Source organism: Mesorhizobium shonense, assembly GCF_040545255.1.
GTDB classification, from domain to species: domain Bacteria; phylum Pseudomonadota; class Alphaproteobacteria; order Rhizobiales; family Rhizobiaceae; genus Mesorhizobium; species Mesorhizobium shonense.
In genome coordinates this window covers 84,142-105,114 of sequence record NZ_JBEPLM010000006.1, presented here as the reverse complement: position 1 = coordinate 105,114, position 20,973 = coordinate 84,142, and the positions used below count along the sequence as shown (strand labels likewise).

Genomic DNA, 20,973 nt, shown 5'->3' with positions numbered 1-20,973 from the left:
CCGATGCAGGCACTGGTACTTGAGAAAAAGGGTGAACTGTCGCTGCGCGAGATCGCGCTGCCGCTGGATGTCGGACCGGACGATGTCAGGATCGCCATCCACACCGTCGGCGTCTGCGGCAGCGACGTGCATTATTACACGCATGGCGCGATCGGCAGCTATATCGTTCGCCAGCCGATGGTGCTCGGCCACGAGGCGTCAGGCACGATCGTCGAGATCGGCGCCAATGTCACGAGCCTGAAGGTCGGCGACCGCGTCTGCATGGAGCCGGGCGTGCCGAACCTTGCGTCGCGCGCAACGAAACTCGGCATCTACAATGTCGACCCGGATGTCCGCTTCTGGGCGACGCCGCCGGTGCATGGCGTGTTGGCGCCCTACGCCGTGCATCCGGCGGCCTTCACCTACAAACTGCCGGACAATGTCTCCTTCGCCGAGGGCGCGATGGTCGAGCCCTTCGCCATCGGCATGCAGGCGGCGGCGCGTGCCCGCATTGTGCCCGGCGACGTCGCCGTCGTCGTCGGCTGCGGCCCGATCGGCATCATGATCGCGCTGGCTGCACTCGCCGGCGGCTGCTCGAAAGTGCTGATTTCCGACTTCTCCGCACCCAAGCTGAAGATCGCCGCGCAGTATCCGGGCATCGTGCCGGTCAATATCGGCGAGCAGTCGCTGGTCGATGCGGTGCGGACAGCCACCGACGGCTGGGGCGCCGACATCGTCTTCGAGGCGAGCGGCAGCCCTAAGGCCTTCGCCAATCTTTTCGATCTCGTGAGGCCCGGCGGCGCGCTGGTGCTGGTCGGGCTGCCAGTCGAGCCGGTCAGCCTCGACGTGCCGGCGGCGATTTCCAAGGAAGTGCGCATCGAGACCGTGTTCCGCTACGCCAACATCTTCGACCGCGCCCTGCAGCTCATCGCCTCGGGCAAGGTCGACCTCAAGCCGCTGATCACCGGCACCTATGATTTCCCGGACAGCATCAAGGCGTTCGAGCGAGCGGCCAAGGGCAACCCGCAAGACGTCAAGCTGCAAATCCTGCTCACCGGCGAAAAGGGCTGACCCATGTCCGCGATCGTTTGCTCCCACGTCGACAAGGCCTATGGCGCCACAACCGTCATCCGCGACCTCAACCTTGCGATCGAGGAGCATGAGTTCGTCGTGTTCCTAGGCCCGTCCGGCTGCGGCAAGTCGACCTTGCTCAGGATGCTCGCCGGGCTGGAGGACATCAGCGGCGGCGAGGTTTCGATCGGCGGCAAGGTGGTGAACGATCTCGAGCCAGGCGACCGCGGCATCGCCATGGTGTTCCAAAACTATGCGCTCTATCCGCATATGACGATCTTCGACAACATCGCCTTCGGGCTCAAGCGGCAGAAGGTGCCGGCTGGCCAGATCAAGAAACGGGTCGAGGCGGTTTCCGGGACGCTCGGGCTCGAGCCCTATCTCGGCCGTAAGCCGACCGAGCTTTCCGGCGGCCAGCAGCAGCGCGTGGCGATCGCGCGCGCCATGATCAAGACACCGAAAGTGTTCCTGTTCGACGAGCCGCTGTCCAATCTCGATGCCAAGCTGCGCAACCATATGCGCGTCGAGATCGCCAGGCTGCACCAATCGCTGAAGACCACGACCGTCTACGTCACGCACGACCAGCTCGAAGCGATGACGCTCGCCGACCGCATCGTGCTCTTGAAGGACGGCGTGATCGAGCAGATCGGCTCGCCTGCCGAGATCTATCGCCAGCCCAAAAACATGTTCGTGGCGGGCTTCATCGGCACGCCCAATATGAATTTCGTCGAGGTGACGGTCGGCCGAGCAAAGAGCGGGTGGACTCTGAACGGCGCCGGAACGGCTCTGGTCGTGAACGGCTCGGATTTTCATCTGCAGCACGGCGATCGAGCGGTGCTCGGCATCCGGCCTCCGGACCTGAAGACGGTGAACGCCGACGCAGCTGGCAACCTCTTGCTAGGCACGGCCGATCTCATCGAATTCCACGGCAATGACGCGCTGGTGACATTCGGCTCCGGCGGCAAGGAGATCAGCGCGCTGGTTCCGGCCCGTGAATGCCCGGATCTGCGCGCGGCGGTGCGCTACACATTCGATGAGGAAAGCATCCATCTGTTCGATGCGACGACGGGCCTGTCGCTTCGCAAACAATAGCTCGGCCAATCTACCCTATCGCATCCAGCGCCTGCCGCTGGCGGTGCATCTCGAGGAAAATCCGGTAGTCGCGGTCGAAGCGGGGGCCGGCGGCCGGATTGGAGGGCCGCGTCTTGCCGCCTTGCTGCATGGCGACACAGGCGGCGTTGAGGTCAGGGTAAAGCCCGGCGGCGGTAGCGGCCACCATGCCGGTGCCGAGCAGCACCGCCTCGTCGGCGAGCGGCTCGATGACGGTGCAGCCGGTGGCGTCGGCATAGAGCTCCATCAAAAGCGGATTCTTGGTATGGCCGCCGGTGACATGCAGCGTGTCGATCAAATAGCCGTTCTCGTTCAGCGCCTCCAGCACATGGCGCACGCCAAGCGCGATGCCGACGGCGGTGCGCCAGTAGAGCTTGCACAGGCTGTCGAAGGAGGAGTCGAGCGTCAGCCCGCTGACGACGCCGACCGCGTGCGGGTCGGCGAGCGGCGAGCGGTTGCCATGGAAATCCGGCAGGACATGCAGCCGCGCCGCCAGCGCATCGCCCTCGACGGCGCGCAGTTCGGCGACGCGCCTGGCAATCTTCGCATGCATGGCCGCATCCGGCTCGCCGCCGGCGCCGTGCCAGCGGATGATGTGGTCGAGCAGCGCGCCCGTCGCCGACTGGCCGCCTTCCGATAGCCAGAGTTTTGGCAATGCCGCGCCGTAATACGGTCCCCAGACGCCGGCGAAAGGCTGCGGATCCTGGGACATCGCCATGACGCAGGACGAGGTGCCGGCAATCAGCGCCAGGTGCCGGCTGATGTCCTTCTCGTCGCCGGCAAAGCCGCCGAGAACACCGAGCGCGCCGGCATAGGCGTCGATGACCCCGGCGCCGACGCGACATTTCCCGGTCAGGCCCAGATCGGCCGCCGCTTGCGTCGTCAGCGGGCCAATATCGGCGCCGACGGGGCTGGCTTTTTCCGGAAGGTTGCCGTGCTCGAAGAGATCGCCGAGGCCGACGAGCTCGAAGAAATCGCGCCGCCAGCCCGTCTCCTCATGCGCGAGATAGGTCCATTTGGCGGTCAGCGTGCATTGCGAGCGGGCGAGCGAGCCGGTCGCCTTCCAGGTCAGGAAATCGGCGAGGTCGAACAGATAGCCGGCTTCGTTCCATGTTCCGGGCAGGTTGCGCTTCAGCCACATCAGCTTCGGCGTTTCCATTTCCGGCGACATCACGCCGCCGATATAATCGAGCACGGCGTGGCCGCTTCTGGTGCATTCATCTGCCTCGGCGATGGCGCGATGATCGAGCCAGACTATGGTGTCCCAGCGCTTCTCGCCGGTGACCGAGACACTGAGCTGGCCGCCCTGCCTGTCGCGCACCACAAGCGAGCAGGTGGCATCGAAGGAGATGCCGACGATATCCGCGGCTGCGACGTTCGCCTTCTCGCGCGCGGCGCGCACGGCGGCGCAAACGGCCGACCAGATATTTTCCGAATCATGCTCGGCGTGATCGGGCTTGGGCTGGTGCATGGCGATCGGCCGCTCGGCACGGCCGAGCAGATTGCCTTTCGAGTCGAGAATGCCCGCGCGAGCGCTCCCGGTGCCGACATCGACCGCGCAAACGAAACTCGTCGTCAAGATGCTTTTACTCTCGCTCCCAGGCCTGCAATCAGATCGGGCAATTGCAGCATGTCAGCGAATATAAAGTCCGGTTCGGTCGACGCAAGCCGCGCCTTGAGAGCGGGGTTGTTCGCGTGCGAGCCGCCGGTGAAGGCAAAGACGCGCATGCCCGCCGCCCGCGCCGCGGCGATACCGGCCGGACTGTCCTCGATGACCAGGCATTTGCGCGGTTTTGCGCGCATGGTGGCGGCGGCATGGAGGAAGAGATCCGGCGCCGGCTTGCCACGCTTCACCATGGCGGCGCTGAACAGGTTGGGCTCCAGCAAGCCCAGCAGGCCGGTGACCTCGAGCGCGTAGCGGATGCGCTCCAGCGTGCCGGAGGAGGCGACGCAACAGGGCAGGTCGAGCCTCGGCAGAACCTCCTTGATGCCGGGGATCGGCTTCAACTCCTCGCGGAACTTGCGCATCAGCTCGACACGCATGGCGGTGAGATGCTGGTCGCTGATCTCGAGTCCGAAATCGCGGCCGAGGATCTCACGCACGCTTTTCATGCTCTTGCCGAGGAAGTGCTCGTAGGCCGCGTCCTCGCTGACCGTTCCGCCGGCAAGCTCGATCATGCCGAGCAGCGCCGAGACCGAGAGCGCCTCGCTGTCGACCAGGACGCCGTCGCAGTCGAAGATGACCAGTTCGGGCGTCATGCCGGTTTCAGGGGCTTCAGAGCTTGCCGGCGAGATAGCGCGTCAAGGTCTCGCGCGCGCCATTCGTCCACAGCACGTCGAGCGCATGGGCAAAGGCTTGCGTGAAAACCGGCGAGCGGCCGACATCACCATAGATGTCGTCCATGGCAAGCCAGGCGCCGGGCTTGTCCTTTGCCGCTTTCGCGGTCGCCTGCATGCGGTCCCAGCTCGGATCGTTCGGCTCGATGACGGCGCCGCTGTCGGTGGTGCCGAAGCAGTAGCGGCACCAGAGCGCGGATTCCAGCGCCAAGCCTGTGACGCCCTCCCCCGCCTTCAGCCGGTCGGCAATGGTCGGGATGATGAATTTCGGCTGCCGGTTGGAGCCGTCGAGGCAAAGCCGGCGGATGGTGTCGCCGATCTTCGGATTGGAGAAGCGGCGCTCGATGAGCTGGTAGTAGTCCTCCAGCACGGTGTCCGGCACCGGCGGCACGGTCGGGATGATCTCGTCGCGCTCCAGCTTGGCGAGGAAGCCGCGCACGAGCGGCTCCTGCATCGCCTCATGGACGAAATGGATATCCATCAACCCGGCGGGATAGGCGATTGCTGCATGGCCGCCATTGAGGATGCGGATCTTCATCAGCTCGTAAGGCGAGACATCCTTGACGAACTGCACGCCGGCCTTTTCGAGCGGCGGCCGGCCGGCGGTGAAATGATCCTCCAGCACCCATTGCTTGAACGGCTCGCAGAAGACCGGCCAGTTGTCCTCAAGCCCGAAATCGCTCGCCAGGATACCACGCTCGCGGTCGGTGGTGGCCGGCGTGATGCGGTCGACCATGCCGTTCGGGAAAGCGACATTGTCCCTCACCCAGTTGGCCAGATCCTCCTCGATCAACCGCGCAAGGCCGATGACGCCATCGGAGGTGACGTGACCATTGTGGGGTATGTTGTCGCAGGACATGACGGTGAACGGCACGATGCCGTCGGCGCGCCGGCGCACCAGCCCGGCGAGGATGATGCCGAACACCGTTTTCGGCGCAGCGCCAGCCTGCGCGTCGGCGACGATGTCGGGATGGGCCGGGTTGAACTTGCCCGAAGCCGGGTCGATGAAATAGCCGCCTTCGGTGATAGTCAGCGACACGATCTTGATCGCCGGGTCGGCGAGCTGCTCGATGATCGCCTCAGCATGGCCTGGCATCAGGAAGTCGATCATGGCGCCGGTGACGCGGGCGCTCATATGGCCAGAATCCTGCTCGACCACCGTGGTCAGCCAGTCCTGCTCCTCCAGCTTCGAGCGCCCGACTTTTTCGCCCTCGAACACGCCGGCGCCGATCAGCGCCCAGTCATGGCCGAGCCCGGAATTGAACAGGTCGTCGAGATAGACGGCCTGGTGAGAGCGGTGGAAGTTGCCGACACCGAAATGCACGATGCCGGCTTTCAAAGAGGAGCGGTCGTATTTCGGGCCGGAAACCTTGGCGGGGAGCTTTGCGAGGTTCGAGGAAGAGAGTTTCACGGTCATCTGCTTTACCCTTTGGCCGATACGCGGCCCGACAATTCCGTCTTTTCCCGCGCCCGGCGAGAGCGGTGAGGGACGGCGCCGGCTGCTCCGTGCCGCCCCTCACCTGCCCCTCGGCGCATGCTCCCGGAGGAAGGGAGACGCGCCTTCCCCCTCAACTCATCCATTGGCCGCCATCGACATTGTAGGTCTGGGCGACAATGTATTCGGCCTCGTCGCTGGCGAGGAAAACCGCCATGCCGGTCAGGTCTTCCGCCCGGCCCATGCGGCCGTAGGGCACGCTCTCGCCGACCAGGCGCTTCTTCTCGCCCTTCGGCCGGTTCTCGTATTTGGCGAACAGCGCATCGACGTGATCCCAATGCTCGCCGTCGACGACGCCCGGCGCGATGGCGTTGACGTTGATGCGGTGCCTGATCAGGTCGAGCCCGGCCGACTGGGTCAGCGAAATGACGGCGGCCTTGGTGGCGCAATAGACCGCGACCAGCGGCTCGCCGCGGCGCCCGGCCTGGCTCGCCATGTTGATGATCCTGCCGCCCTTCCCGCGCGCGATCATCGATCGCGCGGCGGCCTGTAGCATGAACAGCGTGCCGGCGACATTGACGGAGAACAGCTTGTCGTAGCTCGCCCGGCTGATCTCGACGATCGGCGCCAGATCGAACAGGGCGGCGTTGTTGATCAGGATGTCCAAGCCGCCGGCCTTCGCCTCGACCGCTTTCACCGCGGCCTCGATCGAGGACAGGTCGGTGACGTCGAGCCGGACGGCGTAGGCGGCTGAGCCGATATCCCTCGCCGTCGCCTCCGCCGCTTCGAGGTTGATGTCGGCGATCGCCACCGTGGCGCCTTCGCGCGCATAGGCTTCGGCGAAGGCCCTGCCGATGCCGCGCGCCGATCCGGTGATCAGCGCCGATTTGCCCTTCAGCCTCACTGTCCCGTCCTCACTGGGCCAGCGCCTTGCCGTCGGCGCCGAAGCGATGGAGCTTGCTCTTGTCGGGCGTCAGATAGACGGTGTCGCCATGCTTGACCGCGACCTCGCCGTCGGCGCGCACGTTGATCGTGCCGATGCCGTCCGTCTGGACATGCAGGAAGGTGTCGGAACCGAGATGCTCGGCAACGCCGACCGTCGCCTTCCAGTCGCCCGCCGTGGTCGAGATGTTGATGTGCTCGGGCCGGATGCCGATGGTCTTGGCGCCGTATTTGTCGGCCGGCGCGCCTTCGATCAGGTTCATCTTGGGCGAGCCGATGAAGCCGGCGACGAAGAGGTTCTTCGGCGTGCGGTAGAGCTCCATCGGCGAGCCGACCTGCTCGATGTTACCGGCGTTGAGCACGACGATCTTGTCGGCCATGGTCATGGCCTCGACCTGGTCGTGGGTGACGTAGACCATCGTCGTCTTCAGCTGATGGTGCAGCTCGCTGATCTCCAGCCGCATGGTGCCGCGAAGCGCTGCGTCGAGGTTCGACAGCGGCTCGTCGAACAGGAAGGCCGAAGGCTGGCGTACGATGGCGCGGCCGATGGCGACGCGCTGGCGCTGGCCGCCGGAGAGCTGGCCCGGACGACGCTCGAGATAGTTGGTGAGGTTCAAGACGCGCGCGGCGTCCTTGACCTTCTTGTCGATGGTCGCCTGGTCCTCGCCGGCCATCTTCAGCGGGAAGGCGATGTTCTTGGCGACCGTCATGTGCGGATAAAGCGCATAGGACTGGAAAACCATGGCAAGCTTGCGCTTGGCCGGCGCTTCCTGGGTGACGTCGCGGCCGTCGATGCTGATTGTGCCGCCGCTGGTGTCCTCGAGGCCGGCGATCAGCCTGAGCAGCGTGGACTTGCCGCAACCCGACGGGCCGACGAACACGACGAACTCGCCGTCCTCGATATTGAGGTCGATGTTCGGAATGATCGTCGTCGACCCGAAGGACTTGGAGACGTTCTTGAGCGTGATGTTTCCCATGGTTTCCTCCCGGGGATTTCGTCGTCCGCCGCTTGCGGCTCTTACTTCACGGCGCCAAAGGTCAGGCCGCGCACCAGCTGCTTCTGGCTGAACCAGCCCATGATCAGGATCGGCGCGATCGCCAGTGTCGAGGCGGCCGAGAGCTTGGCCCAGAACAGGCCTTGCGGGCTGGAGAAGGAACTGATGAAGGCCGTCAGCGGCGCTGCGTCGGTGGTGGTCAGCCGGATCGTCCAGAACGCTTCGTTCCAGGCCAGGATGATGTTCAACAGCATGGTCGAGGCAATGCCCGGGACCGCCATCGGCGTCAGCACATAGATGATCTCGTTCCACAGCGAGGCGCCGTCCATGCGCGCCGCTTCGAGGATCTCACCCGGGATCTCGCGAAAGTAGGTGTAGAGCATCCAGATCACGATCGGCAGGTTGATCAGCATCAGCATCACGGTGAGGCCGATGCGGCTATCGAGCAGGCCGGTGTCGCGGAAGATCAGGTAGATCGGGAACAGCACGGCGACGGCCGGCATCATCTTGGTGGAGAGCATCCACATCAGGATGTCCTTGGTGCGCTTGGTCGGCGAGAAGGCCATCGACCACGCCGCCGGTATCGCGACGACGAGAGCCAGGATGGTCGAGCCGACCGACAGGATCACCGAATTCAGGAAGAACTTGAAATAGCCGCTCTGCGCCTGCACTTCGGCATAGCTTTCCGTGGTGCCCGACGGGATCAGGGCGAAGCCCTGGATCGCCTCCTGCTCTGACTTGAACGAGGTGATGATCGTGTAAAGGATCGGGAAGAAGATCAAAAGCGCGACGATCCAGGCCGCAGCGGTGGCGATCGTCTTGTGCTGGGTGGTGACTGCGCGTGCCATAGTCAGGTCCTCCCGTATCGGCGATGTTGGCGGCAGGGTCGACCCCCACTCCGGTTCGCTGCGCAAACCACCTCTCCCCCGATCGACGGGGTAGAGGAAGGGCGCAGCTTCGATGCAGGCCTTTCCTCTCCCCCTGCCACGGGGAGAGGTGTCCCGCGCAGCGGGGCGGAGTGGGGGTGGTTCAGCGCAAGTGGCATCGTCTCCCCCTTACTTGTCCAGGTTCTTGCCGACGGCGCGCATGACGAAGAAGGCGACGATGTTGGCGAGAATGACCGCGATGACGCCACCGGCGGATGCCTGGCCGATTTTGAACTCCAGCAGCGCCTTCTGGTAGACGAGGAAAGGCAGGTTGGTTGAGGCATAGCCCGGGCCGCCGTTGGTGGTGACCAGGATCTCGGCATAGATCGAGAGCAGGAAGATCGTCTGGATCAGGATGACGACGGTGATGGCGCGCGACATGTGCGGCAGCGTCAGATACCAGAAGCGGCTGAGGAAGCCGGCGCCGTCCATCTCGGCCGCCTCTTTCTGCTCGCCGTCGAGCGATTGCAGGGAGGTGAGCAGGATCAGCGTCGCGAAGGGCAGCCACTGCCAGGCGACGATGAGGATGACCGCCGTCAGCGGGTGCTGCCCGAACCAGTCGATGGGGTTGGCGCCGAAGAAGCGGGCAATATCGGCGAAGACGCCGTATTGCGGGTGCATGATCATGTTCTTCCACACCAGTGCCGCGACCGGCGGCATGACGAAGAACGGCGAGATGACGAGAATGCGCACGAACCCCTGGCCCCAGATCGGCTGGTCGAGGAGCAGCGCCAAAAGGATGCCGCCGATCACCGTGATGACCAGCACGCTGACGACGATGGTCAGCGTGTTCAGGATCGACTGCAGGAAGGCGGGATTGGAGTAGAAGAGCTTGTAGTTGGAGAACCAGACGAACCCGTCGCGGATCGGATTGAGCGGGTTGTACTGGAGGAACGAGAACCAGATCGTAAAGACCAGCGGCACGATCATCCAGATGAACAGCAGGATCACCGATGGCGCCATCATGAAACGGGCAAGCGAACGGGTTTGCTGAGTAGCCATGACGGTCACCCTCCAATAGTCGGCCGGATTTCAGAGTCGTGCCAAATTTCCTGATTGCAAAGGTGGCCGCCCGAACTGGGTTTCGGGCGGCCAATGCCGGTCATGATGCGCTACCGGCGTTCGGCACCGGGAGGAGCCTTACTGGATATAGCCGCCTTCGGTCATCGCGGCGGTCGCCGCGTCCTGGGCCTGCTTCAGCGCGTCGTCGACGCTCGACTGGCCTGCAAGGGCAGCCGAGAAGAGCTGGCCGACGGTGGTGCCGAGGCCCTGGAATTCAGGAATGGCCACGAATTGCACGCCGACATAGGGCACCGGCTTGACGGTCGGATGCGTCGGGTCGGCGGCGTTGATGGAGTCCAGCGTCATCTTCGCGAAGGGAGCGGCCTTCTGGTACTCAGGGTTGGCGTAGAGCGAGGTGCGCGTTCCGGGCGGAACGTTGGCCCAGCCTTCCTTCGACGCCACCAGCTCGGCATAGTGCTTGCTGGTTGCCCAGGACACGAACTTCTCGGCGGCGTCCGCCTTCTTGGTGCCGGCGGGGATGGCCAGCGACCAGGCCCACAGCCAGTTGCCGCGCTTGCCGAGGCCGGTGTCGGGCGCCAGTGCATAGCCGACCTTGTCGGCGACCTGCGAAGCCTTCGGATCGGAGACGAAGGACGCGGCGACGGTGGCGTCGATCCACATGCCGCACTTGCCCTGCTGGAACAGCGCCAGATTCTCGTTGAAGCCGTTGGACGAAGCGCCCTCGGGACCGTCGGCCTTCATCAGGTCGACATAGAATTGCAGCGTGTTCTTCCATTCCGGCTGATCGAATTGCGGCTTCCAGTTCTCGTCGAACCAGCGGGCGCCGAAGGAGTTCGACATGGCGGTCAGGAAGGCCATGTTCTCACCCCAGCCGGCCTTGCCGCGCAGGCATACGCCGTTCACGCCGTTGGCGCGGTCGGTCATCTTGTCGGCCGCCTGCTTGATGAAGTCCCAGGTCGGCGCGTCGGGCATCTTGAGGCCGGCCTTCTCCATCAGGTCCTTGCGGTACATGACGAAGGAGCTCTCGCCGTAGAAGGGCGCGGCATAGAGCTTGCCGTCGACCGAAAGGCCGCCGGCGATGGCCGGGATGATGTCCTTGACGTCGTAATCGTCGCCGAGCTTGTCGAGCGGCAGCAGCCAGCTCTGCTTGGCCCAGATCGGAACCTCATAGGTGCCGATGGTCATGACGTCGTACTGGCCGCCTTTGGTGGCGATGTCGGTGGTGACGCGCTCGCGCAGCACGTTCTCTTCAAGCGTGACCCAGTTGAGCTGGATGTCGGGGTTAGCCTTGGTGAAGTCGTCCGTCAGCTTCTGCATGCGGACCATGTCGCCATTGTTGACGGTGGCGATGGTGATGGATTCGGCATGCGCGGCGAAAGCAAGGGCGCTGGCCGACAACAGGCCCAGGGTGAGCGTGCGAAGTTTCATCAATTCCTCCCATAAACCAAGATGAGCATTTGCCTTGGCTGTGGGCAATTACTCACTTAGCGTGAATTGTGTCAAGCCGGAATCGATGCTGCAGCGCAGCAGAAATGACGCAACGTGACCCTGTCGGGGAACGCGGTCAGATCATTCGGAACGAAGATTGAGGGACGCCGGTCTACTGGCAGGCGATTTCGGCGAGGATCCAGTCGCGGAAGGCGCGGATCTTCGGCACGTTGCGTCGGGCCGTGGGATAGACCAGCCAGTAGGCGTGACCGTCGTCGCCGACCAGATCGAAGGGCTGGACCAGCCGGCCGTCGGCGAGCTCGTTCTTGAACAGCGCCCTGGTCAGGATCGCCACGCCGTGGCCGGCCATGGCGGCATTGGCCTCGTAGGCCTGCGCGCCCATGCTGGTGCCGGGGCGGCTGGCGAGTTCCTCGGCCGGCAGACCCGCGAGCGCAAACCATTCCTGCCACCAGATATCGCCCGGATCGAGGATGGGGAGCTTGAGCAGGTCGGCGGGCTCCTTGACGCCGCCTATGCTCGCCGCGAGCCTGGGGCTCAGCACCGGGGTGAAGTCGGCCTTGAACAGCATATGCGTTTCCACGCCCGGCCATTTGCCGCCGCCGGAACGGATGGCGATGTCGATATCCTCGCGGGCGAAATCGACGACACGGTTCGAGGTATCGACGCGCACGGCAAGCGACGGATGCGCGACCTGGAAGGAGCCCAGGTGCTGTGCCAGCCAGTTCGAAGCGAAAGTGAGCAGGGTCGAAACGCAAAGCACGCCGTCGGCGCCGGCGCGGGCGGCCGAGTAGGCGCCGCTCAGCAGGGAAAACGCCTCGCTGACGGCCGGCGCCAGGCGCTGGCCGGGCTCGGTCAGCTCGATCTGCTTGGGCCTGCGCAGGAACAAGGGCGCGCCGATGCGTTCCTCGAGCAGCTTGATCTGATAGCTCGCGGCGGCTTGCGTCATGCCGAGTTCCTCGGCGGCCTTGGTGAAGGAAAGGTGCCTGGCCACGGCCTCGAACACGCGGATCGCCTGCAGCGGCGGAAGTTGGGCAAACTGTCGGGCGCTGAGATCGGGCATAAGGCCTCTTTATGGGTCATGATCGACGTTTGATTGGAAGCACTGGCCGATCAGACCGATATGTGGGGTCGACGATCAACCCAGTTCAAGCTTGGCGAAGGCTGACGATCATGACCACGATACAGGAAAAAGTCGTTTCGACCCCGGCACCCAACTGGATTTCGCTGCTGGCGCGGGAGTTTTCATGGTTCGCCAGCCGCAGGCGCGGTTATGTCGATGTTCGAGACCTGTCGCCGCATCTACAGCGCGACATGGGCCTCCTCGACGGTAACGATCCGCGCGGTCCTTCCCGATAGGCGGTTCTTTTTATCAACAATCATCGTTTGGCGGATGCTGCATGATGAAGCTGGGGCTCGAATTCATGCGCCAGCAAGCAATGCCGCGGCCGTCCGTTCATCGGTGATGAGGCCGTTGACCAGCCGCCGGTTCACGGCGGCGAGGATGCCAGGCAGCTTGCGCTCGCCCATGGCCAGCGCGATGACCAGCGATTTTTCGCGCGACGGCAAGGCGGCGGACGACACGCGGTCGTTGGTGATGCCTTCGATCATGCGGCCTTCGCGGTCGAACACCCAGCCGACGATCTCGGCGACGCCGCCGGCCTTTTGCAGTGCCTTCAGCTCCGCTTCCGAAATGAAGCCGTCCTCGTAGAGCGGCGCCTTGGGGCCGAGATCGCCGATGCCGACGAAAGTGACGTCGGCTTCCGCGGCGAGCTCCAGCGTCGGCTGGATCATCGGTTGGCTGAGCAGCATGTCGCGCTCTTCCGGCGAGGAGGCGATGACGGGCAGCGGCATTGGGAAGGAGCGCGCCTTGACGCGGTCTGCCATGGTGAAGATGACGTTGTAGAAGGCGGCCGAGCCGTCGGGCGAGATGTTGCCGGTCAAGGACACCACCTTATGCTGCGGGCACTCCATCGGCGGAAGCTGCTCGATCGCCGCCTTCAGCGTGCGCCCGGTGCCGATCGCCATGACGATGGGCGCGGCCGAACGCAGCCGTCGTTCGATCTCGGCCGCCGCCGCCTCGGCGACGCCGGTCGTCGTCGAGGACGAGGTCGGATCGCTCGGCACCACTTCGACCAGATCGAGCGCGAAGCGCGACTTCAGCCGCGCGGCAAGGTCGAGGCAATTGGCGATCGGATGATCGACGCGCACCTTGATCAGGCCTTCCGACATCGCCAGCGACACGAGCCGCTGCGCCGTCTGCCTGGAAATGCCTAATTTGGCGGCGATCTGGTCCTGGGTGTTGCCGGCGACGTAATAGAGCCAGCCGGCGCGCGCGGCGTCGTCCAACCTGGTGTTGCCGGTTTCCTGTCGCGAGTTCACATCCTGCCTCCCCAGCCCGCACGTGAGCGGGCGCTATAGATTACAGCGAAAGCGGCTATGCGCAATTGTCTATCGAAAGAGCAATTGCTTGCCGCAAAGCAACTGTCACGGACGAACCAATTCGCCCTTGCTTCAACCATTTGCCGGCCGGACGGTTTATCTCGGCGTGCAAACGCATTAAGGGGATCGGCAAAAGGAGCCTTGTATGACGCCGAAAGCGGTTTTCTGGGACATGGACGGAACGCTGGTCGACAGCGAGCCGCTGCACGAAGCCGCCCTCGTGGCCGCGCTGCGCAGCGTCGGCATCGCGCCGCCGACCGATCTGCACGAACGGGTGCTCGGTATCGCGGCATGGCCGGTCTACGAAATGCTGCGCGACCAGTTCGGCCTCGACCTGCCTTTCGACGACTGGATCGTGCGCAAATACGACCACTATCTGCCGATGGCCGAAACGCTGAAGCCGCGGCCCGGCGCGATCGAGGTGTTCAACGAACTGCGCGCGTTGGGCGTCGAGCAGGCGGTGGTGTCCAATTCCGACCGGCTGATCGTCGACGCAAATCTCGGCGCGGTCGGTCTGGTCTATCCCGGCATGCACACGGTCAGCCGCAACGACGTGCGCTTGGGCAAGCCGCATGCGGAACCGTTCCTGCGCGCCGCCTATCTCGCCGGCGTCGATCCGGCCGACGCGGTCGCTGTCGACGACAGCCGCACCGGCGCCATGGCCGGACTGGCTGCTGGCATGAAGACGATCTTCTGGCCGGAAGCGCCGATGGAGGGACCGCCCGGCGCGATCGTGATCAACAGCGCGGATGAGCTGCGAGCGCAATTGGGGCTCTGAGCGAATTGACCAACGCCGGCGCTGCCCCTCATCCGCCTGCCGGCACCTTCTCCCCGTAAAACGGGGGAGAGGGAAGGAGTCCAGCATCAGTTCCTATAGACAGGCTCTTCCTCGTCGAGGATCGCCTTCAGTTCGGAAAGATGGCGCTCGGCCTGGCCGGGATAGTCGTCCATCTCGCTTGCCGCCTTTTCGGCAATCGCATCGGAGAGCGTGCGCAGCGGGCGGCCGGTCCACAGCGCCTTGATGTAAGTTTCGGCGGCGCGCTCGAAATAGAACATGCGGTTGAAAGTGTCGGCGACGGTGTCGCCGATAACCATCACGCCGTGATTGCCCATGACCATCACCTTGACCTTGGGGTCGGTCAGAAGCTGCGAGCAGCGCTCGCCCTCTTCCTCGAACGCCAACCCACCGTAATTGGCATCCACCACATGGCGGTTGAAGAACATGGCCGAGTTCTGGTCGATCGGCGGCAACGTCGAGTCCGCCAGCGAGGCAAGCACGGTGGCGTGGATGGAATGCACATGCATGGCGCAGCGCGCATGCGGCACGTTGCGGTGGATGGCGCCGTGCAGGCCCCAGGCAGTCGGGTCGGGCGCGTTGGGGCCGGAGAGCGTCTCGGGATCGTTGGCGTCGATCAAAAGCAAGTCGCTCGCCTTGATGCGCGAGAAATGCACCTGGTTGGGGTTCATCAGGAATTTGGTGCCGTCCTCGTTGACCGACAGCGAAAAGTGATTGGCCACCGCCTCGTGCATGTTGAGCCGCGCCGTCCAGCGGAAGGCGGCGGCGAGATCGACCCGCTCCTCATAGTAAGGAAGATTGGTCAGGGTTTCCTTCTGCAAGCGGGCGACGCTCATCGAAAATCCTCCGGTTTTGGCGGTTCTGCCGTTAAGCGATTCCGGACGGAAAACCGCTACGCACTTTTCCTGGAATTGCTCCAGAATGCCGTGCATGGCCGTGGCCAGCAACCGTAAACTGGTGGGTCAGGCCAAACGATCGGTCAGGCGGCGGGCCGCGCGGATTGCAGCCCCCCATGCTCGACGATGAAGTCGATCACCTCCTTGAGGCCCTTGCCGCGCGACAGGTCAGTGAAGCCGAACGGCCGCTTGCCGCGCATGTGGGCGGCGTCCGCCTCCATCACGTCGAGGTTGACGTTCACATAGGGCGCGAGATCGCTCTTGTTGATGATCAGGAAATCCGAGCGGGTGATGGCCGGGCCGCCCTTCCTCGGTATTTCCTCGCCCTGGCAGACCGATATGACATAGAGCGTCAGGTCGGCGAGGTCCGGCGAGAAGGTGGCGGCGAGGTTGTCGCCGCCGGATTCGATGAAGACGATGTCGAGGTCGGGAAACTTCCTGTTCAGCTCGGCAATCGCCCGCAAATTGATCGAGGCGTCTTCTCGGATGGCCGTGTGCGGGCAGCCGCCGGTCTCGACGCCGACGATGCGCTCCTCCGGCAACGCCTGCAGGCGGGCCAGCATCATGGCGTCTTCCTTGGTGTAGATGTCGTTGGTGACGACAGCGACCGAGAATTGATCGCGCAGCGCCTTGCAGAGCTTTTCGGTGAGCGTCGTCTTGCCGGAGCCGACGGGGCCGCCGATACCGATGCGAAGGGGACCGTTGGCTTGAGTCATGCCGGGAACTCCGAGATTGCAAGGATTGCGAAGCCCAGCCCGATCAGCAGGCAGAGCGGCGAATAGAGGCGCTGGTCGAGCCGAGCGAAAGGCTGCTCCGGCGCCAGCCTGCGCCACCAGGGCGTGAAGCCGGCGACGCCGCGGCCAAGGAAGACGAGGCCGATGAGCAATGCGGTGGCTGCCAGTCCTTCCTTGGGAAACGGCGCCGCGAAGACGCCTTCAAGCGCCAGCGGCCACAACGTAGCGAGAGCCAGGCACGCAGCGACGGCCAAGCTCGCGACCGGCGAGGGCATTTCGTCGACGCCGCGAAAACCAACGACGGCGTGAGCGCAGGATTTTGCATCCGTGCCCGGCCAGATGCCGCCGATGCCCCAATAAACATGCAGCGCGGTGATCAGGAGCAGGACGAAAGAGAGAATGAAGGCAAGGATGATCATGAACGGAACAGACGCGAATATTGGGTTTCGTGCTTCATCGCCGTGATGTCGGACATCAAGGCTGCGCCGCCGAGATCGTCGAGCGAAGAATTCGCGGCGCGGTCGGCCGTCGCAAGAGCCAAAGACTCAAAGCCGGCTAACAGTGCCATTGCGTCGACTTGCCCTACCACACCGAGGCGGATCGCGGCCTGCACGAGGTTGGAGAAGAAGGCCTGCAGGAAGGCGGACAGCGCCTCGGCGAGGCCGATGCCGTTGCTCCCGGCAACGGCGCCGACGGCAACGCAGTAGGCGCAGTCGGCCGGCAAGCGCTCCAGCGCGGGACACGGCCAGGCGGAAGCCGCCTTGAGGAAGGCCGCGCCCTGCAGCATGGTTTCCATGTGCCGCTCCTGCGACCCGGCAAGCGCCTCGGCGAGTGCTGCGACTTCCGTCAGATCGCCGCCGTCACGCGAGCGCCGCCAGCTTTCGGCGAACAGCACGGCATCGTTCCAGCCGGAACCCATCTCGACCAGCGTCTCCAGCCAGTCGGCGAGATCCTGGCGATCAGCGATCAGTCCGTCATGCACGGCGCGTTCGAGGCCATGGCTGTAGGAAAAACCGCCGACCGGAAAGGACGGCGACAGCCAGGCCATCAGCCGCAGCAGCGCTATGGGCGACGGCTGGTCAGTCATGGTGGTGATGATGATGGTCGTCGTGGTGGTGATGGTCATGCGAGTGGCTATGATCATGATGATCGTGGCCATGGTGATCATGGCTATGGTCGTGCCCATGTCCGGAATAGGCGCCGCGTACAGGGTTGAACGGCATCAAAACCTCGCTCACGGTGGCGCCCAGCCCTTCCAGCATCGCCTTGATGACATGGTCGCGCAGGATGAGGATGCGGTCCGCCTCGATCGCCGCCGCGAGATGGCGGTTGCCGATATGCCAGGCAAGCTCGGCGAGGTGCACGGCGTCGCGGGCGCGGATGTCGTAGACCTCTTCCGGGGCGGCGACGATCTCGAGCTGCCGGCCATCTTCCAGCACCAGCCGGTCACCATTGCCGAGCGCCAGCGGCTCGGGCAGGTCGACCAGCACCCTGCCGCCTGCCGCCGTCTCGATGGCACGGCGGCGCAGATGCCGTTCGTCATGGGCCAGCACTGCCTTGTCGTAGGCTGCGGCTACCGATGCGTCGCCGGCAGGGAGAACCGAGACGGCGCGCGGAAACTTGGTGAAGTCGGTATTGATGTTGAGCTTCATGTGAAGGCTCCTCCATTCGCCTGCGCGCGGGCTCGGGCCGGGCGCTGCAAAACACGATCGAAATAGGCATTGACCCGATCGGAATCGATCGGGAACCTGCCGGCGCGCGCCCAGCCGGCCATGTCGCCGAGCAGGACGTCGACCGCGGAAAAACGGTCGCCGAGCGCAAAGGGCTTGTCGCCGAGCCGTCGGTCCAGCGCCTTCACCTCGGAAGCGAAATCATGCGCGGCGGCAGGGCCGACATCGACCCGCAGCTCCTTGGGTAGCAGGAAGCGGTGGCGCAGCTTGTTCCACAGCGGCGCTTCGAGCTCGCTCTGGGCGAAATGCATCCAGGAATCCATCTCGGCGCGGCCGGCGAGGCCCGGATCGGCGCCCATGCCCTTATCGGCATGCTTGTCCGCCAGATAGACGCAGATCGCCGCCGAGTCCGTGATTTTCAGCGCGCCGTCGATCAAGATCGGCACCTTGCCGGAGGGATTCAGCGCATAAGCCTCCGGCGAGCGCAGCTTGACCTCGACGAACTCATAGGGCTGCCCGAGCTCCTCGAGCATCCAGAGCACGCGGCTGACCCGGGAACCTCGCGATCCGACGGCCTTGTACATGGTTGAACCCTGCCTTTCCCGAAACCCTAGCCCATCGCCACGTCAAGCCCAATGGCGCTCAGACGATGGTGTCGAAGAGCCGCAGGATGAAGGATATCTGATAGATCAGCGCGGCCGCGACGAAGGCGATGTGGAAGCGGCGGTCTCGGACCAATATTGCCGCGATGCAGAGCGCGACGAAGACCGGCGTGCGGAACAGATATTCGCTGCCGAAGCGGGCGAAATGCTCCGGCCCCTTGAGCAGCGTGTCGATCACGTCGAGCAGATAGGTCGCGCCAAGCAGGCCGAAGAACCAGGCGCGGCGCGAATAGAAATAGTCCTCGTAGCTGGTGTAATCGAGCATCGAATCCGGAAACAGCAGCGCGCAGAGCAGGAACAGCATGATGGCGTAGAAGATGATGAAAAGATACTTGCCGAAGGTCCAGTTTTCGATGGCGTAGAGACCGAACTCCCACCACCAGAAATGCACCAGCATCAGGAGCACCGAGCCGACCCAGGCGAGATGGACGGGATAGAGCTTGTATTGGCCGGGATGCTGGACGATGCGGGCCGTTCCCGACAACAGCCGGGTGACGCCAAGGCCGATCACCATGCCCATGACGATGCGGATATGCGGGAAGATATCGTGGGGAGAGGCGATTTCGGTGGGCATGGTTGTCCGCTATGCAGTTGCTCAACCGCATAGTGCAGGGTCCAAACTCCAGCCGCAACGGATTTTGCCTGCTCACCGGAAGGCCCGATTTGGCCCTAAAACAGAAAATACCTTTGCGCCATCGGCAGCACGGTCGCCGGCTCGCAGGTCAGCAGCTCGCCGTCGGCGCGGACCTCATAGGTTTCCGGGTCGACCTCGACATGCGGCGTGGCGTCGTTGAGCACCATGGAATGCTTGCCGATGCCGCCGCGCGTGTTCTCGACCGCGACCATGGCCTTTTCCACGCCAAGCCTGCCTTGCAGGCCGGTCTCGAAGGCGGCCTTCGAGACGAAGGTGACCGAGGAGTTGGTCAGCGCCTTGCCATAGGCGCCGAACATCGGCCGGTAGTGCATCGGCTGCGGCGTCGGGATCGAGGCGTTGGGATCGCCCATCGGGGCGGCGGCGATCGAGCCGCCAACCAGCACCATCTCCGGCTTGACGCCAAAGAAGGCCGGGTTCCACAGTACCAGATCGGCGCGCTTGCCGACCGTCACCGAGCCGATCTCCTTCGACAGGCCGTGCGCGATGGCCGGATTGATCGTGTATTTGGCGATGTAGCGGCGGACGCGGAAATTGTCGTTGTCGCCGGTTTCCTGCGGCAGCGCGCCGCGCTGGCGCTTCATCTTGTCGGCCGTCTGCCAACAGCGGATCGCCACCTCGCCGACGCGGCCCATGGCCTGGCTGTCGGAGGAGATGATCGAGAAGGCGCCGATGTCGTGGAGGATGTCCTCGGCCGCGATCGTCTCCTTGCGGATACGGCTTTCGGCAAAGGCGATGTCCTCGGGGATCGACGGCGACAGATGATGGCAGACCATCAGCATGTCGAGATGCTCGGACAGCGTGTTGACGGTGTATGGCCGCGTCGGGTTGGTCGATGACGGGATGACGTTGGGCAGGCCGCAGACCTTGATGATGTCGGGCGCGTGGCCGCCGCCGGCGCCCTCGGTGTGGAAGGCATGGATGGTGCGACCCTTGATGGCTGCCACCGTGTTCTCGACGAAGCCGGACTCGTTCAGCGTGTCGGTGTGGATCATCACCTGCACGTCGTAATCGTCGGCGACCGACAGGCAGCAGTCGATCGCGGCCGGCGTCGTGCCCCAGTCCTCATGCAGTTTCAGCGAGCAGGCGCCAGCAAGCACCATCTCCTCCAGCGCTGCCGGCCGCGAGGCGTTGCCCTTGCCGGACAAGCCGATATTCATCGGGAAGGCGTCGAAGGACTGGATCATGCGCGCCATGTGCCAGGGGCCGGGCGTGCAGGTGGTGGCCAAAGTGCCGTGGGCCGGACCGGTGCCGCCGCCGAGCATGGTGGTGATGCCGCTCATCAGCGCTTCCTCGATCTGCTGCGGGCAGATGAAGTGGATATGCGCGTCGAAGCCGCCGGCAGTCAGGATCTTGCCCTCGCCGGCGATGATCTCGGTTCCCGGCCCGATGATGATGGTGACGCCATCCTGCGTGTCGGGATTGCCGGCCTTGCCTATGGCCGCGATGCGGCCGTCCTTCAGGCCGATATCGGCCTTGACGATGCCAGTCAGCGCATCGACGACCAGCGCGTTGGTGATGACCGTGTCGACGGCGCCTTGCGCGCGAGAAACCTGGCTCTGGCCCATGCCGTCGCGGATGACCTTGCCGCCGCCGAACTTCACTTCCTCGCCATGGACGGTGAAATCCTTCTCGACCTCGATGAAGAGCTCGGTGTCGGCCAGCCGCACCTTGTCGCCGACGGTCGGACCATACATCTGCGCATAGGCGGCGCGTGAAATTCTAGCCATCAGCGATTGCTCCCGAAATGAAAGTTGATTGAAGGCCGGCCGCACATTGTCGCCATCCAATGGTCACGCAATGACCCGCTGGGCGACACCTTCCGATCCCATTTGGCGGTTGAGGTGGCCGAGTCAG

At 64.3% G+C, this 20,973-nt stretch carries 22 protein-coding genes; 4 read left to right on the top strand and 18 right to left on the bottom strand.

Annotated elements, in window-relative coordinates; genetic code table 11:
• The first annotated feature begins 3 nt into the window (after nt 1–3).
• Entirely contained in the window at nt 4–1,050 is a 1,047-nt protein-coding gene (locus ABID26_RS17560; RefSeq protein ID WP_126096720.1) for an NAD(P)-dependent alcohol dehydrogenase, read from the top strand.
• A gap of 3 nt (nt 1,051–1,053) precedes the next feature.
• Nucleotides 1,054–2,142, top strand: coding sequence for an ABC transporter ATP-binding protein (locus ABID26_RS17555; RefSeq protein WP_292303165.1), 1,089 nt, complete (start codon nt 1,054–1,056; stop codon nt 2,140–2,142).
• 10 nt (nt 2,143–2,152) lie between these two features.
• Here ABID26_RS17555 and ABID26_RS17550 read toward each other — a convergent pair whose 3' ends face one another.
• The 9 genes from ABID26_RS17550 to gcvA form a co-directional block, all read right to left on the bottom strand.
• Entirely contained in the window at nt 2,153–3,739 is a 1,587-nt protein-coding gene (locus ABID26_RS17550; protein ID WP_292303166.1) for an FGGY-family carbohydrate kinase, read from the bottom strand.
• The gene (locus tag ABID26_RS17545; RefSeq protein WP_126096721.1) at nt 3,736–4,419 is read right to left on the bottom strand and encodes an HAD family hydrolase; all 684 of its coding nucleotides are present in this window, start codon (nt 4,417–4,419) and stop codon (nt 3,736–3,738) included. Before ABID26_RS17545 ends, ABID26_RS17550 begins: the two co-directional genes overlap by 4 nt.
• Nucleotides 4,420–4,435: 16 nt before the next feature.
• Complete coding sequence (locus ABID26_RS17540; RefSeq protein WP_126096722.1) at nt 4,436–5,914, bottom strand: mannitol dehydrogenase family protein; 1,479 nt, start codon at nt 5,912–5,914, stop codon at nt 4,436–4,438.
• A gap of 151 nt (nt 5,915–6,065) precedes the next feature.
• Nucleotides 6,066–6,836, bottom strand: coding sequence for an L-iditol 2-dehydrogenase (locus ABID26_RS17535; RefSeq protein WP_126096723.1), 771 nt, complete (start codon nt 6,834–6,836; stop codon nt 6,066–6,068).
• A gap of 10 nt (nt 6,837–6,846) precedes the next feature.
• The gene (locus tag ABID26_RS17530; RefSeq protein WP_126096724.1) at nt 6,847–7,851 is read right to left on the bottom strand and encodes an ABC transporter ATP-binding protein; all 1,005 of its coding nucleotides are present in this window, start codon (nt 7,849–7,851) and stop codon (nt 6,847–6,849) included.
• A 41-nt stretch (nt 7,852–7,892) separates the two neighbouring features.
• Nucleotides 7,893–8,717, bottom strand: coding sequence for a carbohydrate ABC transporter permease (locus ABID26_RS17525; RefSeq protein ID WP_126086439.1), 825 nt, complete (start codon nt 8,715–8,717; stop codon nt 7,893–7,895).
• A 207-nt stretch (nt 8,718–8,924) separates the two neighbouring features.
• A complete protein-coding gene (locus ABID26_RS17520; protein WP_126096725.1) occupies nt 8,925–9,797 on the bottom strand; it encodes a carbohydrate ABC transporter permease in 873 nt (290 codons plus the stop codon).
• 138 nt (nt 9,798–9,935) lie between these two features.
• A complete protein-coding gene (locus ABID26_RS17515; RefSeq protein WP_126096726.1) occupies nt 9,936–11,246 on the bottom strand; it encodes an ABC transporter substrate-binding protein in 1,311 nt (436 codons plus the stop codon).
• 172 nt (nt 11,247–11,418) lie between these two features.
• Nucleotides 11,419–12,327 carry a transcriptional regulator GcvA gene (gene gcvA, locus ABID26_RS17510; RefSeq protein ID WP_126096727.1) on the bottom strand — a complete coding sequence of 303 codons (909 nt, stop codon included), beginning with the start codon at nt 12,325–12,327 and terminating at the stop codon, nt 11,419–11,421.
• A 110-nt stretch (nt 12,328–12,437) separates the two neighbouring features.
• Here gcvA and ABID26_RS17505 point away from each other — a divergent pair, with 110 nt between their 5' ends.
• Nucleotides 12,438–12,623, top strand: coding sequence for a hypothetical protein (locus tag ABID26_RS17505; protein WP_126096728.1), 186 nt, complete (start codon nt 12,438–12,440; stop codon nt 12,621–12,623).
• Between the two features lie 63 nt (nt 12,624–12,686).
• Here the strand turns inward: ABID26_RS17505 and ABID26_RS17500 are convergent, their stop codons facing one another.
• Nucleotides 12,687–13,646, bottom strand: a complete 960-nt coding sequence (locus ABID26_RS17500; protein ID WP_126096729.1) for a sugar-binding transcriptional regulator — start codon at nt 13,644–13,646, stop codon at nt 12,687–12,689.
• Nucleotides 13,647–13,851: 205 nt separating this feature from the next.
• Here ABID26_RS17500 and ABID26_RS17495 point away from each other — a divergent pair, with 205 nt between their 5' ends.
• Nucleotides 13,852–14,484 (top strand): HAD family hydrolase, encoded by a 633-nt coding sequence (locus tag ABID26_RS17495; protein ID WP_126096730.1) that lies wholly within the window; start codon nt 13,852–13,854, stop codon nt 14,482–14,484.
• Nucleotides 14,485–14,570: 86 nt separating this feature from the next.
• Here ABID26_RS17495 and ABID26_RS17490 read toward each other — a convergent pair whose 3' ends face one another.
• The 8 genes from ABID26_RS17490 to ureC form a co-directional block, all read right to left on the bottom strand.
• The gene (locus ABID26_RS17490) at nt 14,571–15,338 is read right to left on the bottom strand and encodes a class II aldolase and adducin N-terminal domain-containing protein (RefSeq protein ID WP_126096731.1); all 768 of its coding nucleotides are present in this window, start codon (nt 15,336–15,338) and stop codon (nt 14,571–14,573) included.
• Nucleotides 15,339–15,481: 143 nt separating this feature from the next.
• The gene (gene ureG / locus ABID26_RS17485) at nt 15,482–16,114 is read right to left on the bottom strand and encodes an urease accessory protein UreG (RefSeq protein WP_126096732.1); all 633 of its coding nucleotides are present in this window, start codon (nt 16,112–16,114) and stop codon (nt 15,482–15,484) included.
• Complete coding sequence (locus tag ABID26_RS17480) at nt 16,111–16,551, bottom strand: DUF3995 domain-containing protein (protein WP_126096733.1); 441 nt, start codon at nt 16,549–16,551, stop codon at nt 16,111–16,113. The genes ureG and ABID26_RS17480 overlap by 4 nt, the downstream gene beginning before the upstream one ends.
• Complete coding sequence (locus ABID26_RS17475) at nt 16,548–17,219, bottom strand: urease accessory protein UreF (protein WP_126102455.1); 672 nt, start codon at nt 17,217–17,219, stop codon at nt 16,548–16,550. The genes ABID26_RS17480 and ABID26_RS17475 overlap by 4 nt, the downstream gene beginning before the upstream one ends.
• Nucleotides 17,212–17,784, bottom strand: coding sequence for an urease accessory protein UreE (gene ureE / locus ABID26_RS17470; RefSeq protein ID WP_126096734.1), 573 nt, complete (start codon nt 17,782–17,784; stop codon nt 17,212–17,214). The genes ABID26_RS17475 and ureE overlap by 8 nt, the downstream gene beginning before the upstream one ends.
• On the bottom strand, nt 17,781–18,386 hold the full coding sequence (locus ABID26_RS17465; RefSeq protein ID WP_126096735.1) for a glutathione S-transferase family protein: 606 nt from the start codon (nt 18,384–18,386) through the stop codon (nt 17,781–17,783). Before ABID26_RS17465 ends, ureE begins: the two co-directional genes overlap by 4 nt.
• Nucleotides 18,387–18,444: 58 nt before the next feature.
• On the bottom strand, nt 18,445–19,038 hold the full coding sequence (locus ABID26_RS17460) for a hypothetical protein (protein WP_126096736.1): 594 nt from the start codon (nt 19,036–19,038) through the stop codon (nt 18,445–18,447).
• 95 nt (nt 19,039–19,133) lie between these two features.
• Nucleotides 19,134–20,846 carry an urease subunit alpha gene (gene ureC / locus ABID26_RS17455; RefSeq protein WP_126096737.1) on the bottom strand — a complete coding sequence of 571 codons (1,713 nt, stop codon included), beginning with the start codon at nt 20,844–20,846 and terminating at the stop codon, nt 19,134–19,136.
• Nucleotides 20,847–20,973: the final 127 nt, after the last annotated feature.

Excerpts from the sequence above, each read along its gene's own strand:
- ABID26_RS17560 (WP_126096720.1), top strand. The coding sequence starts at position 4 with ATGCAGGCACTGGTACTTGAGAAAAAGGGTGAACTGTCGCTGCGCGAG.
- ABID26_RS17555 (WP_292303165.1), top strand. The coding sequence starts at position 1,054 with ATGTCCGCGATCGTTTGCTCCCACGTCGACAAGGCCTATGGCGCCACA.
- ABID26_RS17545 (WP_126096721.1), bottom strand. The coding sequence starts at position 4,419 with ATGACGCCCGAACTGGTCATCTTCGACTGCGACGGCGTCCTGGTCGAC.
- ABID26_RS17540 (WP_126096722.1), bottom strand. The coding sequence starts at position 5,914 with ATGACCGTGAAACTCTCTTCCTCGAACCTCGCAAAGCTCCCCGCCAAG.
- ABID26_RS17530 (WP_126096724.1), bottom strand. The coding sequence starts at position 7,851 with ATGGGAAACATCACGCTCAAGAACGTCTCCAAGTCCTTCGGGTCGACG.
- ABID26_RS17525 (WP_126086439.1), bottom strand. The coding sequence starts at position 8,717 with ATGGCACGCGCAGTCACCACCCAGCACAAGACGATCGCCACCGCTGCG.
- ABID26_RS17520 (WP_126096725.1), bottom strand. The coding sequence starts at position 9,797 with ATGGCTACTCAGCAAACCCGTTCGCTTGCCCGTTTCATGATGGCGCCA.
- ABID26_RS17515 (WP_126096726.1), bottom strand. The coding sequence starts at position 11,246 with ATGAAACTTCGCACGCTCACCCTGGGCCTGTTGTCGGCCAGCGCCCTT.
- gcvA (WP_126096727.1), bottom strand. The coding sequence starts at position 12,327 with ATGCCCGATCTCAGCGCCCGACAGTTTGCCCAACTTCCGCCGCTGCAG.
- ABID26_RS17505 (WP_126096728.1), top strand. The coding sequence starts at position 12,438 with ATGACCACGATACAGGAAAAAGTCGTTTCGACCCCGGCACCCAACTGG.
- ABID26_RS17495 (WP_126096730.1), top strand. The coding sequence starts at position 13,852 with ATGACGCCGAAAGCGGTTTTCTGGGACATGGACGGAACGCTGGTCGAC.
- ABID26_RS17490 (WP_126096731.1), bottom strand. The coding sequence starts at position 15,338 with ATGAGCGTCGCCCGCTTGCAGAAGGAAACCCTGACCAATCTTCCTTAC.
- ureG (WP_126096732.1), bottom strand. The coding sequence starts at position 16,114 with ATGACTCAAGCCAACGGTCCCCTTCGCATCGGTATCGGCGGCCCCGTC.
- ABID26_RS17480 (WP_126096733.1), bottom strand. The coding sequence starts at position 16,551 with ATGATCATCCTTGCCTTCATTCTCTCTTTCGTCCTGCTCCTGATCACC.
- ABID26_RS17475 (WP_126102455.1), bottom strand. The coding sequence starts at position 17,219 with ATGACTGACCAGCCGTCGCCCATAGCGCTGCTGCGGCTGATGGCCTGG.
- ureE (WP_126096734.1), bottom strand. The coding sequence starts at position 17,784 with ATGAAGCTCAACATCAATACCGACTTCACCAAGTTTCCGCGCGCCGTC.
- ABID26_RS17465 (WP_126096735.1), bottom strand. The coding sequence starts at position 18,386 with ATGTACAAGGCCGTCGGATCGCGAGGTTCCCGGGTCAGCCGCGTGCTC.
- ABID26_RS17460 (WP_126096736.1), bottom strand. The coding sequence starts at position 19,038 with ATGCCCACCGAAATCGCCTCTCCCCACGATATCTTCCCGCATATCCGC.
- ureC (WP_126096737.1), bottom strand. The coding sequence starts at position 20,846 with ATGGCTAGAATTTCACGCGCCGCCTATGCGCAGATGTATGGTCCGACC.